This window comes from Allobosea sp. NPDC003192, assembly GCF_050275675.1.
In the GTDB taxonomy this organism is placed as follows: Bacteria; Pseudomonadota; Alphaproteobacteria; order Rhizobiales; family Beijerinckiaceae; genus Allobosea.
In genome coordinates this window covers 245,804-269,289 of the sequence record NZ_JBNNPK010000004.1, presented here as the reverse complement: position 1 = coordinate 269,289, position 23,486 = coordinate 245,804, and the positions used below count along the sequence as shown (strand labels likewise).

Genomic DNA, 23,486 nt, shown 5'->3' with positions numbered 1-23,486 from the left:
GTCACAGCTTGATCCAGTCGGAAGCCGGCTGCATCTGCTTGGCCTTGGCGTCGAAGCGGTAGATGCGCCCGACCGGCACGGAGTTGCCGGGGATCGAGATCGGCACGCCGAACAGGCCGCCGGTGTCGAAATCCTTGATGCTGTTGAGCCCGGCCTTGAGGTTGGCGCCGTTGAGCTCCTTGCCGGCGTCGAGCGTGCGCTTCACCGCCTCGGCCATCAGCATGGCGGTGACGAAGCCCTGGAGATAGCCGGTCGACTGGTATTCCGGGCGCATCTGCCGGATCTTCTCCAGCATCGGCGAGGAGCCGTCCTTGTCGTAGTAGTATCGGTAGGGCATTACGCCCATGAAGCCCTCGGCGGCATCGCCCATGCGCTGCACGGTCGAGTTGTCCATGGTCCAGAACGTGCCCATGAACTGGCTCTTCATGCCCATCTGCTTCGCCTGCGTGACGAATTCCGGGATCGGCGCCAGCACATAGCCGTGGAAGATCGTGAAATCGGGATTGGCGCGGCGCAGCTTCAGCACCTCGGTCGAGACGTCGACGCTGCCGGGCGGCGTCACGATCTTCTCGACGACGCTGAGCTTCAGCTCCTTGGCGACCGCCTCGCTCGGCGCGATCGGATCGCGGCCGAACTCGCTGTCGGAATAGACGAAGGCGACGCGGGCGCCCGGCTTCTCCTTGGCGATGTAGCGCAGGAGGATGCCGAACATCTCGGTGTAGTCCGGCCCCGCCATGAACTGCAGCGGGAACTTCTTGGGATCGTTGAGCTCGGTCGCGAAGGAGGCGCCGGCCATGATCATGCTGCCGCGGCGCTCGAGCTCGGGATTGATCGTCTTCGAGAAGCCGGTCGAGTCGCCGTAGTAGAGCGAGACCTTATCCTGGCCGGTGATCTTGTTGAAGGCGGCGACCGAGGCGTCGACCTTGTAGGCGGTGTCCTCGGCGACATACTTGATCTTGCGGCCCTTGATGCCGCCGCCATCGTTCAGGATCTTGAGATAGTCCTGGATGCCGGCATGAATGCCGACGCCGGCGAAGGCGAAGACGCCGGTCAGCGGGATCGAGCCGCCGAGCACGATGTCGCCGCTCTCCTGCGCCGCAAGCGGCCTGACGCCGAGCGCCATGGCGCCAGCGAGAGCTGTCGTGCCGGCGAGAAGCTGGCGCCTGTCGATGAGCTTGGTCATGTCATCCTCCCCAAGGTTTGGCTGCTCTTGCCGGCAGCCGTTTCGGCGAAATGCTCAGGTCCTGAACGGCCAGAGATGGAAGAAGCGTCGCAGCCGCCGCCAGATCTCGGCGAGGCCGCGCGGCTCGAAGATCAGGAAGCCGACGATCAGCCCGCCGAAGACGATGGTGCGCACCGGCGCCAGCGCCGCGAGCGCGTCCGGATAGATCGGCGTCGCCCAGTTCGCGACGAACTTCAGGAGCTCCGGCACCAGCGTCATGAAGATCGCGCCGAGGATGCCACCGAGGATCGTGCCCATGCCGCCGACGATGATCGCCGCGAGATAGAAGATCGAGTTGACCAGCGGGAAGCCCTCCGGCGTGACGACGCGAAAGAAATAGGCCCAGAGCCCGCCGGCGAGGCCGGCATAGAAGGACGAGATCGCAAAGCTGGTCAGCTTGTAGCGCAGCAGCGGTATGCCGAGCACCTCGGCCGAGATGTCGCGGTCGCGGATCGCGATGAAGGCGCGTCCGATCCTGGTGCGCAGCAGGTTCGCTGCCCCGAGCACCATCAGGCAGGTCACCGGCATGATCAGCCAGTAGAGCAGGAAGGGCTGGTCGAGATTGAGCCCGAACAGGCGCGCCGGCGGCATCGACAGGCCACGCGACTCTCCCGTTAGTGACCAGTGCGAGAACAGGAAGTGCAGGATGACCGAGGCTGCGATCGTCGCGATCGCGAGATAGAGCCCCTTCACCTTCAGGCTGGGAATGCCGACGAGGATGCCGACCATCGCGGCGAGGCCGGCGCCGACCAGAAGGTTGATGAAGAACGGCGTGCCGAGCCGGATCTCCAGCACCGCGACCGTATAGGCGCCGACGCTCATGAAGGCGGCCTGGCCGAGGCTGACGAGGCCGGTATAGCCGGTGAGCAGGTTGAGGCCGGTCGCGCTGGCGACATTGATCGCGCAGAGGCAGGCCAGGAAGAGCCAGTATGGGCTGGCGACGAAGGGAAAGGCGATCGCGCCGAGCGCGAGCAGCACCAGCAGCGTGCGCTGCACGGAGCTGTCGAACAGCGCCTCGTCGGCGGCATAGCTGGTCTTGAGCGTGCCGATCCGCATGGCGCTAGAGCCTCTCGATCTCATGCGTGCCGAACAGTCCGTAGGGACGGACCATCAGCAGCACGAGCAGCAGCGCGAAGGTGACGACGAGCTTGAACTCGCCGCCGAGGAAGGCGCCGGCGAGCGCCTCGACCAGCCCGATCAGGAGGCCACCGACCAGCGCGCCGGCGATCGAGTCGAGCCCGCCGATGATGACGACGACGAGCACGGAAAGGCCGAACACGCCCATGGTCGGCGAGATTCCGCCGATCGACCCGACCAGCACGCCGGCACCCGCCGCTGTAGCGCAGGCGAGGATCCAGGCGACAGAGAAGACGCGGGGCACGTCGATGCCGACCGAATAGGCCGCGCCCTGGTCGGCCGCCGTCGCCTTGAGCGCGACGCCGCCGCGCGAGAAGCGGAATAGGGCGAGGAAGAGCCCGATCACCACGGCGGCCGCGACGAAGCCGATCGCGACCTTCGGCGCGAGATAGGCCTCGCCGATGAAGACCGGCGTCGACGGCATGAATTCGGGCAGACGCAGCGGATCGGCACCCCAGCCGAGTTGCACGACGCCGGCCAGGATCGAGCCGAGCCCGATCGTCACCATGAACACCGAGATCGGGCTCTCGCCCAGCATCGGCCGGATCAGGGCGCGCTCGACCAGCCAGCCGAGTGCGCCGCCGGCGGCGATGGCGAGCGGCAGCGCCAGCCAGGGCGACAGGCCGAGCCCGGCCGCGAAGCCGAGGAAGGCATAGCCGCCGAGCATCAGGATCTCGCCGATGGCGAGGTTGACCACGCGCGTCGCCTTGTAGATCAGCACGAAGGCGACGCCGGTCAGCGCGTAGAGCGCCCCGGCGCCGAGGCCGGCAAGCGTCACTTCGGCGAGGAAGAGCGCGTCCATCACGCCGCCTCCGCCTTGATCCGGCGCGCGATCGCGCCGACATCGCCCGAGCCGAGATAGGCGGCGATCACGGCGTCATTGCCCTGAACCTCGCGCGGCGTGCCGCTGGCGATGACCTGGCCGAAATTCAGCACGACGACATGATCGGAGATGTCCATCACCATGCCCATGTCGTGCTCGACCATCAGGATGGTGACCCCCCATTCCTCCTTCACGTCGAGGATGAAGCGGGCCATGTCCTCGGTCTCCTCGCGATTCATGCCCGCGACCGGCTCGTCGAGCATCAGGATGCGCGGGCGCATGGCCAGCGCCCGCGCCAGCTCGACACGCTTCTGCAAACCGTAGGAGAGCGTGCCGACCGAGGCGTTGCGGATGTGCTGAATCTCGAGGAAGTCAATGATGCGCTCCTCGATCTCGGCGCGCAGTTCCAGTTCCTCCTTCTGGGCCCGGCCCCAGTAGAACAGCGCGTCGAGCACGCCGGTGCGCATATGGGCGTGACGGCCGAGCTTGATGTTGTCGAGCACGGTCATGCCGCGGAACAGCGCGATGTTCTGGAAGGTGCGGGCAAGGCCGCGCGCGGCGCGCTGCGGGGCGCGGACACCATCGAGGCTTGTCCCGGCGAAGCGGATGCTGCCGGCCTGCGGCCGGTAGAAGCCCGAGATCGTGTTGAACAGCGAGGTCTTGCCGGCGCCATTCGGCCCGATCACGGCAGTGATCGCGCCTTCCGGCACCGAAAACGAGACGTCGGTGAGGGCGCGAACCCCGCCGAAGGCGAGCGAGACGCCCGAGACCTCCAGAATGGGGGAAGCCACCATCTCAGCGCCCCTCGAAGTGCGGCGGTCGCTTGGCCATGAAGGCCTGCGCGCCCTCCCTGAAGTCTGCCGTGCGCGTGCCGGCGAGGAAAGCCTCGCGTTCGAGATCGAGCTGGGCAGGAAGGTCGTTGCCGAGGGAGCGGCCGACGAGATCTTTGATCCGGGCATAGGCGGCGGTTGGCCCCTGTGCCAGGCGGTGCGCCAGTGCCGTGGCTTCGGATTGCAGCGAAGCGGTGGGCACCACTCGGTTGACCAGTCCGAGCGCCTGCGCTTCGGCGACACCGATCGGTTCAGCCAGCAAGGCGAATTCGAGTGCCTTGCGAGTACCGACGAGGCGCGGCAGCCGATAGGTCGCCGAGCCGTCGGGAGAGGCGCCGATGCGGGAATAGGCCATGGTGAAGACGGTGTCCTCGGCCGCGATGCAGAGGTCGCAGGCCATGGCGAGACTGAAGCCCGCGCCGGCGACCGGGCCCTGCACGGCGGCAAGTGTCGGAAGCTTCAATGCGTCGAGCGCCTGCAAGGCGGCGTGAAACGGATCGATGATCGCCTCGACCGCGACGGTCGGGTCTTCGCCCGCGAAGCTGGCGACATCGCCGCCGGCGCAGAAGGCGCGGCCTTCGCCGCGCAGCAGCAGGGCACGTGCCGTACCGTCCTGCTCGACCCGTGCGAGGGCATCCGCAAGGCTTCCCGCCATCTGCGCGTCGATCGCGTTCAGCACGCGCGGACGGTTGAGCGTGACGATGGCGACGGCCTGCTCGATCGCGAGCAGAACCGGGCTCCCGGCCTGGTCCATGGCGTTTCCCCTTCGAGCCCGCGATCGTTTGCTGCCGCGGTGCTGTCAGCTCTACTTGATATTCCTGATCTTACTCGTGAGTAAGGCGAAACTCGAAAGAGAGTGCTATGCGCAATTGCGCACGATCGGGATTGTCGAAAGGGAACGGCCCGATCGGAAGCTGGATGACAGCGAAGACTCGGAGAGTGAAACGGGCCGATCTCGCCACGAAGGCGCGAGCCCGGCGTGATCATCAGTCCTCTGAAGTCCAAACTCTTCCCTCGAATGGAGCCGGGTCAAGGCATGCCGATCCTGGCCTCCTTCACATTTTGTCACGTACTGGGCCCGCAGCAGCCTGATCGATCATCAGGCTGATCGCCGCGGTCCAGGAGAAGTGGCTGCCACCCAGTCCTTCGCCGGAGGTCGGGTCGAAATATTCGGCGATGCCACCATCCCGCATCAGGGTCTGCGTGGCGACGTGAATGCGGCTGGCGAGTGCCGCATGCCCATAGCGTTCGAAGCCCTCGGCGATCATGAAGTTCACCACCGCCCAGACCGGGCCGCGCCAGTACCGCTTCGGCTCGAAACGGGGATCGAGCGGAGAGGTGCTCGGCACCGGATAAGGCGCCCTGGCGAGCCAAGCTTCCAGCTCGTCGGCAAGGGCAGCGGCTTGCCCGGCCGAGGGGATCCCGGCGAAGAGCGGCAGCAGGCCGGCCGAAGTCGATGCAGCGACCGTCCTGCCCGTGCCGAGGTCGAGTGCCTGGTAAATCCGCTGGTCCTGGTTCCAGAGGCCTGCGAAGGCCGCGACTCGGCGCGCCATCCGCGCCTCGATCCGGCTGCGTTCCGCCTCGCTGCCGAACTGCCCTGCCAGTGCCAGCAGGTCCTCCTCGGCCTTGTGCAAGATCGCGTTGGTGGCGACATCGACCAGCCTGAAGGGCGAGACGCGCCACATCGCTGCAGGCTTCCAATCGTAGCTCGCGTACAGGTCGACCAGTGCGATAAAGCGGCGATAATCCTCGTCGCTCGGACGCATCTCGGCGCCGATATGGGAGGTGTCGCGGCGCCGGATCGGCGTTGTCGGCTGGAGCGTCAGGCGCGCCATCGCCTCGTCCCAGGCCGGGCTGTTGTCCATGCCCGATTCCCAGGGGTGCAGGATGGCGACGAGCCCGGTCCCTTCCGGGTCGCGGGCCTTCTCCCACCAGTCATGCGAGGCGAGCGCGCAGCGATAGAGCCGGGCGGCGCGCGCCTTGGCATCGGATCCCCGGGAGACCTCGAAGACGCGGCGCAGCGCCGTGGCGAAAACCGGCGGCTGGGTGATGCCCGAGGTTGGGATGCGATGGCGCGTGCGCCAGACATCCGGTCCTGGGAAATAGTCGTCGCTCGGTGCATGGAAGACGATATGCGGCACCATGCCGTCATCCCACTGCCCCTCGACCAGCCGCTCAAGCTCGCGCCAGGCGCGTTCCTCGTCGAAGGTCGCCCAGCCCATCGCGACGAAGGCCGAATCCCAGTTCCACTGGAATGGGTAGAGTCGGTCGGTCGGGACCGTGTAGCCGCCGCGGTCATTGGCGCGCAGGATGGCGCGGGCCGCTTCGATGTCGATGATCGTCATGCTGAAATCCATTATTGTGCCGGGATCGCCCGGCCGGAGGCCGGGTCCATCCAGACCAGTCGTTTCGGGTCGGGCTTGAGGCCGATGCGAGTGCCAGGCTTGTGGCCGCTGCCGGCGGGCGCCGCGACGCGCAGCAGCGTCGCGCCGCTGCGCCCGGTGACGAGGTCGTGCGCGCCGAGCGGCTCGACCACCGCGATGTCGAAGGGCAGGCCCTCGCCAGCGGCGACCGGCATCAGGTCCTCGGCCCGGATGCCCATCAGCAGCTCGCCCGAGGCCTTGGGCGCCGGCAGGCTGGAGCCGGCGAGATCCAGTCGCGCATCGGCGACGGCGACCGGCAGGAAGTTCATCGGCGGGCTGCCGACGAAGCCACCGACGAAGGTCGTCGCCGGGCGCTCATACACTTCGGTGGGCCGGTCGATCTGCTCGATGCGCCCGCCATGCATCACCGCGATCCTGTCGGCGAGGCCCATCGCCTCGGTCTGGTCGTGAGTGACGTAGATCGTCGTGGTCCTGGCCTCGCGCAGCACCGCCTTGAGCTCGGCGCGCATTTCGAGCCGCAGCAGCGCGTCGAGATTGGAGAGCGGCTCGTCCATCAGCAGAACAGGAGGCTCGACCGCAAGCGCCCGGGCGACCGCCACGCGCTGGCGCTGTCCGCCCGAGAGCTTGGCCGGATAGCGGTCGAGATAGGGCGTGATGTGCAGGAGCTCGGCCGCCTTGCCGACCTGCGCCTTGATCCGTGCCTCGTCGGCGCCCTGCATGCGCAGGCCGAAGCCGACATTCTCGTAGACGGTCATATGCGGGAAGACGGCGTAGTTCTGGAACACCATGGCGAGCCCGCGCCGGCGCGTCGGCACCTGCGTCAGGTCGCGCCCGCCGATGACGATGCGCCCGCTGGTGGCGCTCTCAGGGCCAGCGATGATCCGCAGCAGCGTGGTCTTGCCGCAGCCGGAGGGGCCGAGCAGGGCGACGAACTCGCCATCGGCGACGGAGAGGTCGATCTGCTCCAGCGCCCGCGTCGCGCCGAAGGATTTGGCGATGCCGTCGATGGTGATCTCGGCCATGTCGTTCCCGTCAGCGGTTGGCGATGCCCCACATCGCGAACAGGTATTTCCGGACCGCGAAGATGAAGGCGAGCGAGGGCAGGATCAGCAGGAAGCCGCCGGCGAAGCGGAAATGCAGCGGCGATTCCGCCAGCACCGTCAGCAGATAGGCGGTGAGTGTGCGGTTCTTCACCGAGAGCACCGAGGCGGCAAAAACCTCGTTCCAGGAGATGACGAAGGCGAAGATCGCCGCCGCGGCGATGCCGGGTAGAGCCAATGGCAGGACCACCTTGCGGAAGGCCTGCCAGCGGCTGCAGCCGAAGACCCAGGCCGCCTCCTCGAGCTCGCGCGGGATCGCCTGGAACAGGCTGGCGGAGACCAGCGCGGCGAAGGGCAGGGCGAGCGCCGTATGGACGAGGCCGACGCCGAAGGCGGTGTCGTAGAGCCCGATTTGGATGAAGGCGACCGTCAGCGGCAGCGCCAGGATGGCGAGCGGGAAGGCGCGGGTCAAAAGGATCAGCAGGCGATAGGCGTTCTGGCCACGGAAGGAGAAGCGCGCCAGCGCATAGCCGGCCGGGGCGCCGAGGCCGATCGAGAGCACCATGCAGGTCAGCGCCGCGATGATGCTGTTGACCATCGCCGGCCAGACCCCCTCGACGGCGAGGAAGGTCTGCAGCGCGGCGAGCGAGGCATCGCCCGGCCAGAGCGATTTCGGCCAGCGGAAGACGCCGCTGCGGCCGCCGAAGGCGCCGAGCGCGATCAGCCAGATCGGCACCAGCACCCAGGCGCAGAGCGCGACGACGCCGGTCCAGAAGACGGTGCGCTTCAGCCCGCTCATGGCTGCTGCTCCGCGGGGACGCGCAGCATCCGCAGGTAGATCGCCGTCGCGGCGAGCGAGATCACGACGATCAGCATCGCATAGGCCGCCGCTACGCCAGTGTTCTGGTTGGCGTTCTGCCAGGTGTAGGCCTCGCCGACGAGCACGGGGAAATTGGTGCCGCCGATGGCGTAGACCACCGCGAACACCTCGAAGGCGAGCACAGTGCGCAGGATCAGCGCCGTCTGGATGCTCGGCTTGAGCAGCGGCAGGGTGATCAGGCGGAAGATCGTCCAGGGCCTGGCGCCGAAGACCTCGGCCGCCTCGCGATATTCCCTGGGGATCAGCTGCAGGCCGGCGACCAGGATCACCAGCACGATCGCGGTGGCGCGCCAGATTTCGGCGAGGACGACGCCGAGGAAGAGCGTGCCGGGCGTCTCATAGGTCAGCCAGGCGGTCGGCCCGTCGATCAGCCCGAACCCGTAGAGGGCGCTGTTGAGATAGCCGCGATCCTGCAGGATCGCGAGCCAGACCAGGCCGGCGGCGAGATCGGAGACGCCGAGCGGGATTGTCCAGACCCAGAGCACGAGATCGCGCCCGCGGCCGATCTTCTCGATCATCACGCTCATGCCGAGCGCAAGCGCGAGCTGGATCGGCACCACGACGAGGACGAGCAGGAAGGTGTTGCGCAGGGCCGGGCCGAAGTTCAGGTCGGAGACCATGCGCCGGTAGTTGCCGAGCGAAGCTGCCCCGCCTTCGCTGAAGGAGAGCGCGATCGTCTGCGCCAGCGGCAGCAGGAAGATCGCCGCCAGGAAGAGCAGCGACGGCGCCAGCAGCAGATAGGGAAGGGCTCGCGACTGCGCTCGCTTCATGGTGGTTCCGGCGGCAGCTTACGAAAGAGCGGAAAAAGCGGGCGGCCCGCAGGCCGCCCAGTGGGGAGGAACGGTTCGGGTCAGTTCACCGGGCAGGCGCCCTCGCTCGCCTTGTCCGGCGCCCAGCATGGCGCCTTGGTTCCCTCCATCAGGCCCTTGAGCACGGCGGCCTGCGCATCCAGCACGGCGCGGGGATTCTCGCCGCGCAGTACGATGCGCTGGAAGCTGTCGGAGAAGACCTTGTTGAACTCGCCGCCCTTGTCGCCGAGCCCGATCGGCAGCAGCGCCGGCAGCGCATCCTTCGCCCCTTGCGTCTTGGCGACGCCCTCGGCGATCAGCTTGATGCCGGGCGAGAGATCGGCCGGCAGATCGGCTTTCGCCACCGGGAAGAAGCCGACCTCGGCCGCGGTCTTCACCTGCGTCTCGGGCTTGGTCAGGTGCTCGATCACCGCAGCGGCTCCCGCCCGGTCGGGCGCGGCCTTCGGGATGGCGAGGCCGGCGATGACCGGCATGTAGCCGCGCCCCTTCGGACCGGCCGGCGCCGGGAAGGTCACGTATTTGTCGGGCTCCTGCACCAGCGCGTCCTTGACGCGCGCGACATGATCGAAGGCGACCAAGACCTCGCCGGCCATCAGCGGCTCCTGCATGAAGTCGTAGCTGGTCGAGTTCGGATTGACGTACTGCCAGAGGCTCTTGAACTTGCCCCACATCGCCTCGGCCTCGGCCGAGCGGAACGGCGTCACCACCCCGCCGGTGAAGGAGGGGTAGAGATAGCCTTGGTAGAACCGCGGCATCAGCCCTTTCGGCCCGGCTGGGAAGCCGATCAGGCGCTTGCCGGTCTTCTCGGTCAGCGCCTTGCCCCAGGCTTCGAGCTGGTCATAGGTCAACGCGTTGACGTCGGCTCCGGCCGGCAGCGAGGCGAGTGCCTCCTTGCGCGCGACCATGATGTAGGTCGCCTGCATCCACGGGATGTAGACCTGTTTGCCGGTGCCGAGCTTGCCCAGCTCCATCAGCCCCTGCGGGATGCCGCGATCGGCGAGCTTGGCGGCGATATCATCGATCGGCTCGATATCGCCGGAGGTGACGAGCGGCTGCAATTCGCCATGCAGCGCGCCGGCGAGGCTGATCGTGCGCTTGCCGGCCTTGCCTTCGGCCTTCATGCGCACGTCGAATTGCGGCGGCTCCTCGACCAGATAGGAGACCTTGCCCGGCACGCCCTTGAGCAGCACCTGCCGGACCTTCTGCGCTTCCTCGACCGGCCGAAGCTGCGTCGACAGGAAGTTGACGTCCTGCGCGGTGGCGAAGCTCGCCGTGAGCAGGAGCGCGCCGGCGCTCGCAAGAATGGCTTTCATCATACCCTCCCTCTGCACTCGTTTTCGTGCGGCCTTGCCGGCCGCTTCGGTTCAGCTTTGGAAAACTCAAGCTTCGCCGCTCGACCCTCGCGGGATCTGGCGCAGGCTGAGCACGGTCGAGAGCTCGCGCGGATCGCCTCCGCCCATCCGGGCGAGCACCATCGCGGCGAGCCGCGCGCCGACGTCGGTCGGCGGCAGCTCCATCGTGGTCAGGCCCGGCCGCGCATAGGAAGCGGCGGGGATGTTGTCATGGCCGGTGACTGCGATATCCGGGCCGATGGCGAGGCCGGCCTCGACCACGGCCTGCATCGCTCCGAGGGCCATCCGGTCGGTGGCGCAGACGAGAGCCGTCGGCGGCTGGCTGCCGGCCAGCAGTTCGGCGGCAAGGCGGTGCCCGTCCGCTTCGGTCGGCTCGCCCTCGACGAGGAGCTGCCGTGCCGCCTCGTCGAGGCCGCCTTCCGCCATCGCCTGCCGCCAGCCGGCAGCGCGTAGCGTCGCGAAGGTGAGATAGGACGGCGCCGACAGATGCGCGATCCGGCGATGCCCCAGGCCGATCAGCCGCGTCGTCAGTGCCTTGAAGCCGGCCTCACCGTCACCGTCGACGAAGGCGTAGGGTCGCTTCGTCTCGGTCCGGCCATGGCAGATGAAGGGGACGCCCTTCGCCTCGAGATAAGCGACGCGCTCGTCATGGCGGCGCGTGCGGGCGATGATGAAGGCATCGGCTCGGCCGCTCTCCACCAGCCGGCGATAGGTTGCCATCTCCTCGAGGCCGGGTCGGGCCGCGAGCAGGATGAGGTCGTGGTGCTCGCCCGCGAGCTTTTCTCCGATCGCCGCCAGCAATTCCGCGAAGACCGGCTCGTGAAAATGCCCGGGCTGCGCCGGCATGACGAAGGCGACGGTCTCGCCGGTGCCCTTGCGCAGGCGGCGGGCGGCACTGTGCGGGCGGTAATTGGCTTCGCGCGCCGCATGCCGGACGCGCTCGCGCGTCGCCGGGGCGACGTCCGTATAGCCGTCGAGAGCTCTCGACACGGTTGTGATCGAGAGCCCCAGATGCTGGGCAAGGGCCTTCAGAGAGCTCAAAACAGGTCTCCAAAACGTTTTGGAACGTTACCCTGCGGATGCCACGAGTCAACCGACCGGCGTTGCTCCCGAGGCCTTGGGCTTCCTCCCGATTTTAATGGAGCCCGTCGCTCAGGGGATCGTTCCGCTACAAATGGGTCGTGCACTTCGTAGACATGCTCATCCGCGAGATCAGCCCGATAGCCAGGCGAGCGAAGAAGTGCCTCCAGGATGGCTTGGCGATCGCATGGTTCGCGCTTACCCGGTCTGCCGGGGTTGCCGCTGCGGCTCCGAATCGTCATGCAGATGTCCCGCGACCGTCATGGGGGATTTATCTGTTCTACTGGATCGCCTGGTTCCTGCTGTTGCAATGGTTGCCGACGGCGCTCGTCGCGCTCGGGCTGGCGAAGGCGCAGGCGGCCTACGGCACCGTCGTCGTCAACGCCGCCTTCATCGCCATGGCGCTGCCGCTCTCGGTCTTCCTGCCGAAGGTCGATCCCCGCAAGCTCCTGCTCGGCATGTTCGCCGAACATCCCGTGAAATACCTCTCAACCGACAGCGTCGGCACCTCCTTAGAATTTATGTAAACTATTGTATTTGCAAGAGAATTTTGATTGCGATATTTACGTTGCCTAGGCTCCGATCACGCCCGGTCAGGAGTGTCTTCCGATGGCGGGATGTCGAGCAACACGATGGTTGCCCCTGGAGCCACGAGCGGCGGTTTACCCCAAACGCCTCGGCGTTCCGGCAGCGGCTCGCTGTCTCGTCCCTGCCATTCTGCGATCGGAACCCAGGCCACGGGACGATCGGCGTGAGGCCCCTCAATGAGCTCCTGACCGAACTGTTCCGTCTGCACCATCGCGACCTCGTGCGCTTTGCCGCCCGGCTGGTCGGCGATCGTGAAGACGGCGAGGAGATCGCGCAGGATACCTATATGCGGATTACCAGGCTCGGTGCTCGGACCGGCACGATCGATTATCCGAAGACCTATCTTTTTACCGCAGCACGGAATGCGGCGATCGATTTCACTGCACGGCAGCGAACCGAATGGTCCCACCGCGTCGATGTCGAGAACCTTGCCGAGGTTGCGGCTCAGGACGATCCTTTCGACGCAATCGAAGCCAGGCTTCGCCTGGCCCGGCTCGCGGTGGCGCTGAATGAGCTGCCAAGCGCCTGCCGTCAGACCTTCGTGATGAACAAGATCGAGGGGTACAGCCATCTGGAGATCGCTGCCGCGCTCGGCATCTCCGTCAGCATGGTCGAGAAGCACATGATGCGGGCTCTGCTGCATTGCCGCGATGTCTTGCGTGAGACCAGCCAATCCTGACGAGCAATTGCGGGTTTTCCCGGCCGGTTCCGTCTATAGGAACGACGACCTGTCCAAAGATCCCCGAAGGCACGCGTGCAGCAGGACGATCCGCGATCCCTACCGACCACGAGCAGCTCCGAGGAGGCGCTGCTCTGGATTGTGCGGCTTCATTCCGGCAGCGCCACCGCCGCCGACAGGCAGGAATTCCATCTCTGGCGCGCCAAGAGCATCGAGAATGAGATGGCGGCTCAGGAGGCGGAGACGCTCTGGAGCGATGCGTCCGAGCTGCATCAGGATGCTCGCACGGGCGCGGTCCGGCCCGGGCGGCAACTCGCACGCAAGCCGTCCAGGCGGGTCACAATCATCGGCGGTCTCGTGGCTGCCGCAGGCGGAGGCCTGCTGGCAGCCGGGACGTTGCGGAAGCCCGCAAGCGATTTTGCCACCGGGCTGGGTGAGACCCGCGGCGTCATGCTGCCGGACGGCTCGAAAGTCACTCTCAACGCCCGTTCCGCTGTCAGGCTGCAGTTCTCGGCCGCGGCCCGCAGAGTGGAACTGGTGGACGGCCAAGCTTATTTCGAAGTCGCCTCCGATACTGCCCGGCCATTCGAGGTCGTCGCGGATGATATCGTAACGACGGCACTGGGAACCGCCTTCGACGTCAACCGCAACCTCGCGGAGGGCGGCGCTGCAGTCTCGGTGACGCAGCACGCGGTCCGGATTCGCATCGACGGCACCGCAGCCGCATCGCTCCCGCGCCGGAGCATCGACCTGCGCGAAGGGCAGAGCGTGACGGTAGCGGCGGACGGCAGGATCGGCGCAGTCGCGACGGGCTCGCCGGCAAGCGCGGTAGCGTGGCGAAGGGGTCAGTACGTCGCGGAGAATCGTTCGTTGGCCGATGTCGTCGCGGCCTTGCAATCCTATCATGAAGGCTGGCTCGTGCTGCGCGGCGAGGCAGGCAAGCTGCGCGTCAATGCCGTGCTCGACCTCAAGACGCCCGATGAATCCCTCGACGCGCTCGCGAGCGGGCTGCCGATCTCGGTGCGCCGGCTCTCACGCTTTCTCGTAGTCATTTCTAGCGCCTAGGCACGTCCCGCAAAAATTTTCCGACGCTGCATTGAGGATTTTCTGCCGCCACCCGTCCAACACGATGAGGGACAAAACGGGCGGAACGCTCGAACGCCCTCGCCGATATCTGGAGACTGGGGCGTTCAATGGCGACGATGAAGCGGATCAACCTAGCCGGGCATGCGCTGCTGGCGTCGACGGCGTTCGCCACGATCGCTTGGATCGTTCCCGCGGCCGCGCAGCAGCCGGCCCAGGCGCCTCGTGCGAACACCGTCGCCTACGATATTCCCGCCCAGCCACTGGCGTCCGCCGTCGCTGCGGTCGCCCAGCAGAGCGGCCTGAAATTGGTCTATGGCGCAGCGCTGTCGCAGGGACGCTCGGCGCCCGCCTTGCGGGGATCGTACACGCCGAGCGAAGCACTCGGTCGCCTCCTCGCCGGCTCGGGACTGAGCTATCGCTTCACCGGGGCGACGACCGTCACGATCCAGTCGCCGGCGGCAGTGGCGACGACCGGTGCCGTACCGGACGGCGCGATAGCGTTGGACACGATCGAGGTCCAGGGCGGCGCCGCAGCCCTGCAGCAGGATGGCCTCGCCAAAGACGGCTATCGTTCGAGCATCGTTTCATCGCTCGGGCCGCTCGGAGCGACGAAACTGCAGGACACGCCGTTTTCCGTCAGCGTGACGCCGCGCGAGCTGATCCAGAACATCCAGGCGCAATCGCCGGACGACGTCTTCAAGGTCAACCCCTATACGCGCACGCAGACGCCGCAGGTCTCGGGCTGGGCTCCGATGGTGAGCATGCGCGGCTTCACCAGCTACGACACTGCCGAGGATGGCCTGCGCCGCTCCTACAGCCATGCGACGAGTCTCGAGGACAAGGAGCGTGTGGAAGTCTTCACGGGACTATCGGGCTTTCTATACGGCGCGGCTGCACCGGGCGGCATGGTCAACTATGTCTACAAGCGGCCGACCTTCGAGCGCCTGAACAGTGTCACGCTCGGCACCTATGGCGCCGGCCAGGCCTATGTCCATGGCGACTTCGGCGGGCGCATCGACGAGGCGGGCAGGGCGGGCTACCGTCTCAACATCGTCAAGCAAGCCGGCAACACGGCAATCGACGACCAGAAGATCGATCGCCTGCTCGTCAGCGGCGCCTTCGACTGGAAGATCACCGACCGGCTGAAGCTCGAGGTCAACGCCTCGCACAGCCGCTACCAGACGGACGTTCCGTCCTCATACTGGTTCGTGAACCCTGGCGTGCTGCGCGGCCGCGCGCCCGATGCGAGCAAGAACTGGAGCCAGCCCTGGATCCGCGACGAGATCGAGAAGACGCGGTTGGCGGCCCGACTGACCTACGAGCTCAACGACAACATCACCCTGCGAGGTGGCTACGCGCATGAGTGGCTGAACCGCCCGGTGCAGGACCACACGATGAACTCGATCAGGGTGCCGGGGCAGTATCACCAGGTCGCAATCCGTTCCGGCGAGACGAAGAACGAGTTCGACGCGGCGCAGGCCTTCGCCGATGTGAAGTTCGATACCTTCTCGATCCGGCACAAGCTGACGGTCGGCTACCACATGTACTCCGACAGGGCCTGGGGCACGCCATACAACCCGAATACCGGCTGGAACGGCCCTTATTCGCTGGCGCGGCCGCTGCACCTGCGGGAACCGACATTTCCGCTCAATACCAGCGCGCCCTACAAGTCCGGCTATGTCCGTAACCACAATTTCGTCATCGGAGACCAGATCGAGCTCAACGATCAATGGTCGGCATTGCTCGGCGCGACCTATAGCCGGATCAGCACCCGCTCGCTCGGGCAGGACGGATTGCGTACGCAGCCGGACTACAACCAGGGGCGCTGGTCACCGTCGGCTTCATTGCTGTTCAAGCCGCTGCCATGGCTGACGTTCTATGGCAGCTACATCGAAGGGCTCGAGCAGGGCGGCATCGCGCCGGATACCTCGACCAATTTCGGCACGGTCATGGCGCCGATGGTCAGCCGTCAATACGAGGTCGGCGCCAAGGCCCAGCTCGGCGGCGTGCTCCTGACCGCCGCGCTGTTCGACATCGAGAAGGCCTATGAATTCGAAGATGCCAATTTCCTCTACAGGCAGGATGGTCGCCAGCGGCATCGTGGCGTCGAGTTCACCGCGACCGGCAAGGTCACCGAGGACCTGACCATTATCGGAGGGCTAACGCTGCTCGATGCCAAGGTCGAGGGAGGCACCTTTGACGGCAAGGTACCGATGAACGTCGCCCGGACGCTTGCCAAGCTCTACGTCGAATATGAACTGCCCTGGACGCGTGGTTTGTTCCTGACCGGCGGCGTCTACCACACCGGCCGGCAATGGGCGAACGATCTCAATACCGATCGGCTGAAGTCGTACACGACGCTCGATCTTGGCGCCCGCTACACCACGAAGGCCTTCGGCAACCCGCTGACCCTGCGCGTCAACGTCAGCAACGTCACCGACAAGAACTATTGGCAGAACAGCTACTATCTCGGTGCCCCGAGAACGGTGGCGGTCTCGGCGCAAATGACCTTCTGATGGCGGGCTTCGGTCCGACGCTGCCGCGCCGGGCCCTGCTCGGCGCTGCGGCGCTGGCGGCGTTTCCGGTACGTCCCGCTTCGGCAGGCGGACCGGCTGTGGCCGCGCTCGACTGGGTGAGTGGGCAGAACCTGCTCGCGCTCGGCATCCCGCCCGTCGCGATGCCGGAGCTGGAGCGTTATGCGCGGCTCGTCGTCGAGCCCGCGGCGCCGCCGACAGTGCGCGAGCTCGGACTGCGCTCCGAACCCAATCTCGAACTCGTCGATCGGCTGAAACCCGAGCTCGTCCTCCTCGCATCGGAACTGGAGCCTATCCGCGAGCGCGTCGAGCAGATTGCGCCCGCGCTGGCCTTCGATCCGAACGGCTTCGGCCAGGCCGACCTGCTCGGCCACGCCGAACAGGCTTTGCGCGCGCTGGCGACTCGGCTGGGCCGGCTTGCCGCCTTCGAGACATTCGTCCGCGAGGTCGAGCTCGAGCTGACCGATGCCAGGCAGCGTCTGCGTGGCTATGACGGGCGCCCGCTCTATCTCGCGACGATCATCGACGGCCGGCGCATGCTCGTCTTCGGGCGAGGCAGCCTGTTCCAAGCGGTGCTCGACCGTTTCGGCATCGAGAATGCCTGGACGGGGCCGACCACGCGCTTCGGCCACGTGACGTTGACGGTCGACAGGCTCGCGCAGCGGCCCGAGGCGCGGCTGCTCTGCATCGGCGACAGCAGCCTTTCGTCGATCGCGGCCCTGCTCGCCTCGCCCGTGGTCGCGAGCCTGCCCTTCATCCGCGCTGGCCGGATCGCACAGATTCCGGACGTGCTGTTCTATGGCGGATTGCCGCCGGCGCGCCGCTTCGCCCGGCTCGCTTCCCTCGCACTGGCGCAGAGCGCCAGCTGATGCGGCTGTCCTCGCCATGGTGGCCGGCGCTTGCGCTGGGGCTGGTCGCTCTCGCTGCTGCTGCCCGCAACATCGCGACGCTGCTGCCGGAGGGGGCAGGCATCGTCGCGCTGTTCGTGCCCGATCCTGCCGCTCCGGCGCAGATGCTGCTGCACTACACAGTGCTGCCACGCATCGCGGTGGCGTTGATGGCAGGCGCGGCCCTTGGCCTTTCCGGCACGATCCTGCAGCGCATCCTGCGCAACCCCCTGGCTGAACCGGCCACGCTCGGCATCTCCTCGGGCGCCTATCTCGCCATGGCGATCGCCACCCTGTTCTTCCCGGCCGCGCTCGCCCATCGGGACTGGATTGCTTTCGCAGGGGCTGGCGCTGCGCTTGTCGCGATCCTCGCGCTCGCCTGGCGGCGCGGGCTCTCGCCCGTCACGGTGACGCTCGCTGGCATGGTCATTAGCCTGTACTGCAGCGCCGTCAGCGCCGTTCTGGCCCTGTTCAACCACGATTTCCTCGTCGGTCTGTTTCTCTGGGGCGCAGGCCATCTCGATCAGCAGGACTGGCGCGATGCGCTCTTCCTCGCCCCGCGCCTCATCACCTTCGGAGCGATCGCCGCATTGCTGGTGCGCCCGCTGACAGTGCTTGCGCTGGACGATGCGAACGCGCGTAGCCTCGGATTGTCGCTCGTCGCCTGGCGGCTGGCGGCATTGGCGGTTGCTGCCGCGCTCACCGCGATCGTGACCGCCGCCGTCGGCGTCATCGGCTTCATCGGTCTCGCCGCGCCAGCCCTGGCACGCGCCTGCGGGATCACACGCACCGGTCCGCTCTTCGTCTGGTCGAGCGCGCTCAGCGCGCTGTTGCTGCTCGCGACTGACCAGCTCGTGCTCGGGCTGCCCACGACCTATCGTCTGTTCCCGACCGGAGCCGTGACGGCGCTGCTCGGGGCGCCGTTGCTGTTCGTGCTGATCCGCGGACTCAAGCTCCTCGCGCCACCGCAGCTCGCCGAGGCGCCGCCGGCCTTCCGCCTGTCCCGTCCGGTCTCGGCCATCGCCCTGCTGGCGCTGCTGGTGCCGATGTCACTCTGGCTGGCGACGGCGCTCGGCCAAGGTCCGGACGGCTGGTCCCTCGCCACTGGCGCGGACTACGTCCATCTTCTCGACTGGCGCTGGCCTCGAGCGCTGGCAGCCTTTTCAGGCGGGGCAATGCTCGCCTTGGCCGGTGCGATCATGCAGCGGATGACCGGCAACCCGTTGGCTGCGCCCGAGGTGCTCGGTGTCTCCTCCGGCGCAGTGCTCGCCATCGTCGTGCTCCTCCTCGCGGCCTCTGCCCCGACCCGCACGGATCAGATCATGGCAGGCTCCGGCGGAGCCATGGCAGTGTTGCTGCTGATGCTGGTGCTCTCGCGCCGCCCGGGCTTCGCTGGCGAGAGGTTGCTGCTGATCGGCATCGCGCTGGGTTCCGTCTCCGGCTTCGTCATGGCGGTGCTCATGGCGGCGCAGGATCCGAGACTCGGACAGGTGCTGGCCTGGATGTCCGGCTCGACCTATGCGGTGCGCCCTGCGGAAGCGGCTGGCGCAGCCGTTCTCACCGGCGCGACGCTGCTGCTCGTACCCGCATTGCGACGTTGGCTCGACCTCATGCCGCTAGGGTCCGACGTCGCGACCGCTGCCGGTGTCTCGCCGTCATTGTCGCGCGGCGTCCTCTATGGCGTCGCGGCCTTGCTGACCGCTGGCGCGACCATTCTGGTTGGCCCGCTCAGCTTCGCCGGCCTGATGGGACCGCACCTCGCCCGTCTCGCCGGTTTTCAGCGGGCGGGCACCCATCTCGCCGCTTCGGCGCTCTGCGGCGGGCTCATACTGCTCGTCGCGGACTGGCTCGGACGCAATCTCATCTTCCCGTTCCAGGTGCCGGCCGGCCTGTTCGCCACCGTGGTCGGCGGACCTTTCCTGCTCTTGCTGATCGCTGGGAGGCGATGATGACAGTCGATGGCAGCTTCCGATGGATGCGGGTTGCGGCCTCGACCCGCCTCGCCCCGCGCATGCAGCGGCTGCGCCTCGAGGGCAAGGCGCTCGGGCGCTTCGCCACCAACAGCAATCTCCATGTCCGGCTGCATGTGCCTGCTGGCTCGGGCGAACGGTTTGCACAGCCGAGCCTGGACGGTCGCCCGGTCCTCTCCCCCGACATGACGACCGTGGCAACGCGCTACTACACCATCCGCCGGATCGATGCGACCCAAGGGTGGGTTGAGATCGACTTCGTGCTGCATGAAGCGCCGGGGCCGGCCGGCGATTTCGCCCGCTTTGCCAGCCCTGGAGACATCTGCGGCATGTCCGGCCCCTGCGGGCTCGGGATCAAGCCCGCCGGATACTATCTGCTCGCCGGCGACGAAACCGCCCTGCCGGCGATCGCGCGCATCGCCGAAGGGCTGCAAGCCAGCGCACGGGGTGCGATCTTTATTGAGGTCGATACGCCTGAGGACAGGCTGCTGCTGACGATCCCGCCGGACATGTCGTGCCGGTGGATCTGTCGCCGGGAGAATTGTGCTTCGGCAGAGGCAGACTTCATCGCGCAGGTCGAACAGGCTATCGCGATGACCGCAGCTGGCCCAGCGGATCATTTCGTCTGGATCGCCGCTGAGTTTGGCGCCTACGAGGCTTTGCGCCGCCCCCTGAAGGCAATCGCCAAGTCTCGCAGCATCTGCGTGCCGTACTGGCGGGCCGGGGAGGCGGCATGACATCGTCAGAACTGTCGACCGCGACACTGCCAATGGCCGCTGCGCCTGCGGACAAGGCGCCGCTCTTCGTATTGGGCGATGTACGCTTTTCGCTGGCTGGGATCGACCTGCTCAAGTCCACGAGCCTGATCTTGCCGGTCGGCAAGATCATAGGCTTGGTCGGACACAATGGATCGGGGAAATCGACGCTGCTGAAGTTGCTCGCACGGCAACTGCCGGTATCCAGCGGGACCTTGCGATTCAGCGGGAGACCGATCGGGAACTGGAGCAGCCGGGCTTTTGCCCGCAAGGTCGGCTAACGCGACTTCGCGATGCTGGATGAGCCAGCCATGGCGGCGTGACTCAAACGAAATGGCCTCCGGGAAATCCGGTGCGGTTCATTGTCGGCTTGGCTCCCTGCTCCACCCTTGCCACGGACCCCGACCGCCGCGCCGAATGTCGGAACATGCTCGCCATCGGTGCCGAGTTCGCCAGCCAGATTCGCCAGTCCAATCAGGCTGCGATCAGGCTCTCCGTGAGTTTAGGACTGCTCGTGCGGCGGCAAGGCCGGTCTGAAAGGCACCGTGCGCCGTTGAGAAGTCCAGTGCCGAACAGGCCTCGCCGGCAAAGAAGAGTCTGCCATCGACATCTGAAGCGAGGATCGCGCGTGCCAGGGCATGGCCGGGCAGCGCGTGGCTGTAGGAGCCTCGCGAGAAGGGCTGGCGCCCCCAGCGCGATTGCGCGATCGGCTCCAGCCGGCTCCTGATCCCGTGGCCGAACAGCCCGGCCAATTCGTCGCGCGCGAAAGCCGCAAAGGCATCGCCGTCGGCTTCGAATTCGCGTGCGGTCTCGCCGCCCACGAAGCCTTCGATCAGCGGCCGGCCGAACGGCCGAATATGATAACTCGCCGTTCGCTTCACATACGGATTGCCCAGGACCTGCGTGTCCGGTTCGAAGCCATCGCAATCGGACAGCTTGAAGATGATCTTGTCGGCCAGCCCTAATGGAAGTGCGCCGGCGGCATCGATGTGATCCGAGGCCCGAGGCGGCAGGCGGATCGCGCCGGAAGCAAGCACGTCGGTCGGAGTCGTGACGATGACGCACTCAGCCTCGATCTCGCCTCGCACACTGGTCAGCCGCAACGCATGTCCCGATGCGTCGATGCCGGTGATCGCCGTGTTCAACGCGACCGGCACGTCCTTCGCCGCGGCGGCAATGAGGCTGCCATAGCCTTCGGTCACGCGCCAGTTCACGGCGGTCTCAGCATCGGCATAGGCGAGATAGTCGCGGACCGAGAGCTGCTCCAGCTCCGTGCCGTTGATATAGGTACTGAGCGCCTCGAGATAGGGCGTCCAGCGGTCGTTTCCGTCCAGAAGGTCGGAGGCGCGGTCGCTTCCGGAAGAAGCCTCGCGCAGGCGCTGCTCGAAACGGGCGAAGGCGGCCCGTGCGGCACGCTGGTCCGCTGCGGGAAAGCCGAGATCGCGAAACTGGACACCCCATGGCGGCGTAGTCCGGTCGAGATGGAAGCCGAGCTCCGGTGCGAGCGAAGCCCAGCCATTGCGATCCGCGGAATGGAGCCAGCCGCAGCCAAGGTCGAAATGCAGGCCTTCGTGGAAAGCGGTGTGCGCCCGCCCGCCGATCCTGTCGGTCGCCTCGACCAGAAGCACGTCGAGGCCGGACGCGGCGAGATACCGGCCCGCTGCAATCCCGGCAGCTCCGGCTCCGACAATGGCGACATCGAGCCGCTTCATACGCTTCCTTCCCGCGGCGCGGCGCCGAGCTCCAGCCAATCGAGCTCTTCCTCGAGCCGGTGAAAGGCATCGTCTCCGATGGTGCCGCGCTTCCGCAGCTCGAATGCGGTCTTCCGCGCGGCCGCGAGTGCGGTCCGCCGCAGGGCGTTATGGTCGGTGTCGAGCTGTGCGGCCCGTCCGGTCTGCTCCAGCATGTCGCGATATTCCTGTCGGATCGCCGCCGCAGACGCCGGCTGCACACCTTCGAGCGATCCGATCGCGGCCTCCAGCGCAGCCTTCCGCGCAACGGCGAACTCACGGTCGACAGGGTGATCGTCGCTGATCGCGAGATAGCGCAGCAGCGGCGCCAGCGTCAGCCCTTGGACCAGCAGCGTACCGACCACGACGGTGAAGGCACAGAGCAGAATCAGGTCGCGATAGGGAAAATCAGCGGGAAGGGCGAAAGCGGCTGCGAGCGTGACGATGCCGCGCATGCCACACCAGGCGATGACGATGCTGCCCTTGACGTTCTGGAAGGAGGCAGCCTTCTCGCTCGCGCCGGAAGGCCGGCCCGAGAGCAGGAGGGCAAGACCCCTATAGGTCGCGACCCATGTCAGCCGCACGAGAATGACCGTTGCGAGGACCGCAAGCGCGATCCAGGCGTAACCGACACGTTGCCCAGCATCGAACCCTTCGAGGATCGGGCGCAACTGCAGTCCGACCAGCACGAAGGCAAGAACCTGGAGTACGAAGACGGTCGTCTCCCAGACCGCATAGGAAGGGATGCGCAACCGCGCGCTCGTCACGGCTGGAACCGTCCGCGCGAGAACGATGCCGTAGACGACGACGGTGATGATCCCGGACAGATGCAGCCGCTCTGCCAGGATCCAGACACCGAAGGTGGTGATGAACTGCACGATGATGGCACTTGCCGGGTCACGAAAAAGCGCGAGCAGCCGCACCGCGACCCAGCCGAGAAGCGCTCCGAGAACGATGCTGCCGACCGTGACAAGCGCGAAGGCCGGCAATGCGCTGGCCGCACTGAAGCTGCCGGCCGCGACCGACCCCACGGCCAGGCGGTAGATCAGCAGCGCGGTCGCATCGTTCAAAAGGCTCTCGCCTTCGACGATCACCACAATGCGATGGGGTGGCCGCAGCTTTCGCAGGATCGCCGTGGCGGCAACGGCGTCGGGCGGCGCGACGATCGCCCCGAGCGCGATCGCGGCGGCCCAGGGAATGTCAGGCACCAGCCATCGGGTCACAAGTGCGACAGCGGCCGTCGTAACGCCGACAGCCACGAAAACCAGGCTGGACACCGGCAGCCAGTTCCGGCGCAGATCGCGCGGCGAGCTGTCGAAGGCCGCGTCGAGCAGGATCGGCGCGACGAAGAGGGCCAGCACCAGCTCCGGATCCAGCGTGATGCGCGGCGCATTGGGAATGAAGGCGAGAGCCGTCCCGCCAATGGCGAGCACGACCGGATACGGGATGCCGACCCGTCGCGACGCTGCCGCGAGGATGACGGCCCCGAACATGATGACGAGGATTGACTCGAACAGGATCATGCTCGGCGATCACATTCCGGCTTGCAAAGGTATCGATCGCTGCCCATTCCGGCGTCGCGCTCCAACCTAGGCTCATTCAGTGCAGACGCGCCAGTTGCGGGCACCAAGGCTGCGCCTGAAGCGGGCCCTGGATGAAAGCGCCATTTCTCTGGCTCGTCAGGTCTCGGGCCGCCCGGC

21 protein-coding genes are annotated in these 23,486 nt (G+C 66.8%); 8 read left to right on the top strand and 13 right to left on the bottom strand.

Annotation, left to right across the window (positions count from 1 at the left end; all coding sequences use genetic code 11):
- Window position 1: 1 nt before the first annotated feature.
- The 11 genes from ACQKLX_RS08165 to ACQKLX_RS08115 form a co-directional block, all read right to left on the bottom strand.
- Entirely contained in the window at window positions 2-1,183 is a 1,182-nt protein-coding gene (locus ACQKLX_RS08165) for an ABC transporter substrate-binding protein (protein WP_427361072.1), read from the bottom strand.
- Window positions 1,184-1,237: 54 nt separating this feature from the next.
- Window positions 1,238-2,278 carry a branched-chain amino acid ABC transporter permease gene (locus ACQKLX_RS08160; protein ID WP_427361071.1) on the bottom strand — a complete coding sequence of 347 codons (1,041 nt, stop codon included), beginning with the start codon at window positions 2,276-2,278 and terminating at the stop codon, window positions 1,238-1,240.
- A gap of 4 nt (window positions 2,279-2,282) precedes the next feature.
- Complete coding sequence (locus ACQKLX_RS08155; protein ID WP_427361070.1) at window positions 2,283-3,161, bottom strand: branched-chain amino acid ABC transporter permease; 879 nt, start codon at window positions 3,159-3,161, stop codon at window positions 2,283-2,285.
- Window positions 3,161-3,976, bottom strand: a complete 816-nt coding sequence (locus ACQKLX_RS08150) for an ABC transporter ATP-binding protein (RefSeq protein WP_427361069.1) — start codon at window positions 3,974-3,976, stop codon at window positions 3,161-3,163. The genes ACQKLX_RS08155 and ACQKLX_RS08150 overlap by 1 nt, the downstream gene beginning before the upstream one ends.
- A gap of 1 nt (window position 3,977) precedes the next feature.
- Window positions 3,978-4,766, bottom strand: coding sequence for an enoyl-CoA hydratase/isomerase family protein (locus tag ACQKLX_RS08145; protein ID WP_427361068.1), 789 nt, complete (start codon window positions 4,764-4,766; stop codon window positions 3,978-3,980).
- Between the two features lie 301 nt (window positions 4,767-5,067).
- Window positions 5,068-6,357: an MGH1-like glycoside hydrolase domain-containing protein gene (locus ACQKLX_RS08140; RefSeq protein ID WP_427361067.1), complete on the bottom strand. Its 1,290-nt coding sequence runs from the start codon at window positions 6,355-6,357 to the stop codon at window positions 5,068-5,070.
- Window positions 6,358-6,368: 11 nt separating this feature from the next.
- Window positions 6,369-7,418, bottom strand: a complete 1,050-nt coding sequence (locus tag ACQKLX_RS08135; RefSeq protein ID WP_427361066.1) for an ABC transporter ATP-binding protein — start codon at window positions 7,416-7,418, stop codon at window positions 6,369-6,371.
- A gap of 10 nt (window positions 7,419-7,428) precedes the next feature.
- Window positions 7,429-8,235 (bottom strand): carbohydrate ABC transporter permease, encoded by an 807-nt coding sequence (locus ACQKLX_RS08130; RefSeq protein ID WP_427361065.1) that lies wholly within the window; start codon window positions 8,233-8,235, stop codon window positions 7,429-7,431.
- Window positions 8,232-9,086: a carbohydrate ABC transporter permease gene (locus ACQKLX_RS08125; protein ID WP_427361064.1), complete on the bottom strand. Its 855-nt coding sequence runs from the start codon at window positions 9,084-9,086 to the stop codon at window positions 8,232-8,234. The genes ACQKLX_RS08130 and ACQKLX_RS08125 overlap by 4 nt, the downstream gene beginning before the upstream one ends.
- 80 nt (window positions 9,087-9,166) lie before the next feature.
- Window positions 9,167-10,438 (bottom strand): ABC transporter substrate-binding protein, encoded by a 1,272-nt coding sequence (locus ACQKLX_RS08120; protein WP_427361063.1) that lies wholly within the window; start codon window positions 10,436-10,438, stop codon window positions 9,167-9,169.
- 66 nt (window positions 10,439-10,504) lie between these two features.
- Window positions 10,505-11,518, bottom strand: coding sequence for a substrate-binding domain-containing protein (locus tag ACQKLX_RS08115; protein ID WP_427361062.1), 1,014 nt, complete (start codon window positions 11,516-11,518; stop codon window positions 10,505-10,507).
- A 344-nt stretch (window positions 11,519-11,862) separates the two neighbouring features.
- On the opposite strand from ACQKLX_RS08115, the gene ACQKLX_RS08110 reads away from it, so the two are divergent.
- The 8 genes from ACQKLX_RS08110 to ACQKLX_RS08075 all read left to right on the top strand — a co-directional run bounded on the left by ACQKLX_RS08110 (window position 11,863) and on the right by ACQKLX_RS08075 (window position 20,337).
- Window positions 11,863-12,084: a hypothetical protein gene (locus tag ACQKLX_RS08110; protein ID WP_427361061.1), complete on the top strand. Its 222-nt coding sequence runs from the start codon at window positions 11,863-11,865 to the stop codon at window positions 12,082-12,084.
- A 224-nt stretch (window positions 12,085-12,308) separates the two neighbouring features.
- On the top strand, window positions 12,309-12,824 hold the full coding sequence (locus tag ACQKLX_RS08105; protein ID WP_427361060.1) for an RNA polymerase sigma factor: 516 nt from the start codon (window positions 12,309-12,311) through the stop codon (window positions 12,822-12,824).
- 75 nt (window positions 12,825-12,899) lie between these two features.
- Window positions 12,900-13,889: a FecR family protein gene (locus ACQKLX_RS08100; protein ID WP_427361059.1), complete on the top strand. Its 990-nt coding sequence runs from the start codon at window positions 12,900-12,902 to the stop codon at window positions 13,887-13,889.
- Window positions 13,890-14,017: 128 nt separating this feature from the next.
- Window positions 14,018-16,426, top strand: a complete 2,409-nt coding sequence (locus ACQKLX_RS08095; RefSeq protein WP_427361058.1) for a TonB-dependent siderophore receptor — start codon at window positions 14,018-14,020, stop codon at window positions 16,424-16,426.
- Entirely contained in the window at window positions 16,426-17,313 is an 888-nt protein-coding gene (locus tag ACQKLX_RS08090) for an ABC transporter substrate-binding protein (protein WP_427361057.1), read from the top strand. The genes ACQKLX_RS08095 and ACQKLX_RS08090 overlap by 1 nt, the downstream gene beginning before the upstream one ends.
- Entirely contained in the window at window positions 17,313-19,280 is a 1,968-nt protein-coding gene (gene fhuB, locus ACQKLX_RS08085) for a Fe(3+)-hydroxamate ABC transporter permease FhuB (protein ID WP_427361056.1), read from the top strand. Before ACQKLX_RS08090 ends, fhuB begins: the two co-directional genes overlap by 1 nt.
- Window positions 19,280-20,038 (top strand): siderophore-interacting protein, encoded by a 759-nt coding sequence (locus ACQKLX_RS08080; RefSeq protein ID WP_427361055.1) that lies wholly within the window; start codon window positions 19,280-19,282, stop codon window positions 20,036-20,038. Before fhuB ends, ACQKLX_RS08080 begins: the two co-directional genes overlap by 1 nt.
- Window positions 20,035-20,337 (top strand): ATP-binding cassette domain-containing protein, encoded by a 303-nt coding sequence (locus ACQKLX_RS08075; protein WP_427361054.1) that lies wholly within the window; start codon window positions 20,035-20,037, stop codon window positions 20,335-20,337. Before ACQKLX_RS08080 ends, ACQKLX_RS08075 begins: the two co-directional genes overlap by 4 nt.
- 204 nt (window positions 20,338-20,541) lie before the next feature.
- Here ACQKLX_RS08075 and ACQKLX_RS08070 read toward each other — a convergent pair whose 3' ends face one another.
- Window positions 20,542-21,768, bottom strand: a complete 1,227-nt coding sequence (locus ACQKLX_RS08070; RefSeq protein WP_427361053.1) for a flavin monoamine oxidase family protein — start codon at window positions 21,766-21,768, stop codon at window positions 20,542-20,544.
- Window positions 21,765-23,309 (bottom strand): cation:proton antiporter, encoded by a 1,545-nt coding sequence (locus tag ACQKLX_RS08065; protein ID WP_427361052.1) that lies wholly within the window; start codon window positions 23,307-23,309, stop codon window positions 21,765-21,767. Before ACQKLX_RS08065 ends, ACQKLX_RS08070 begins: the two co-directional genes overlap by 4 nt.
- Window positions 23,310-23,486: the final 177 nt, after the last annotated feature.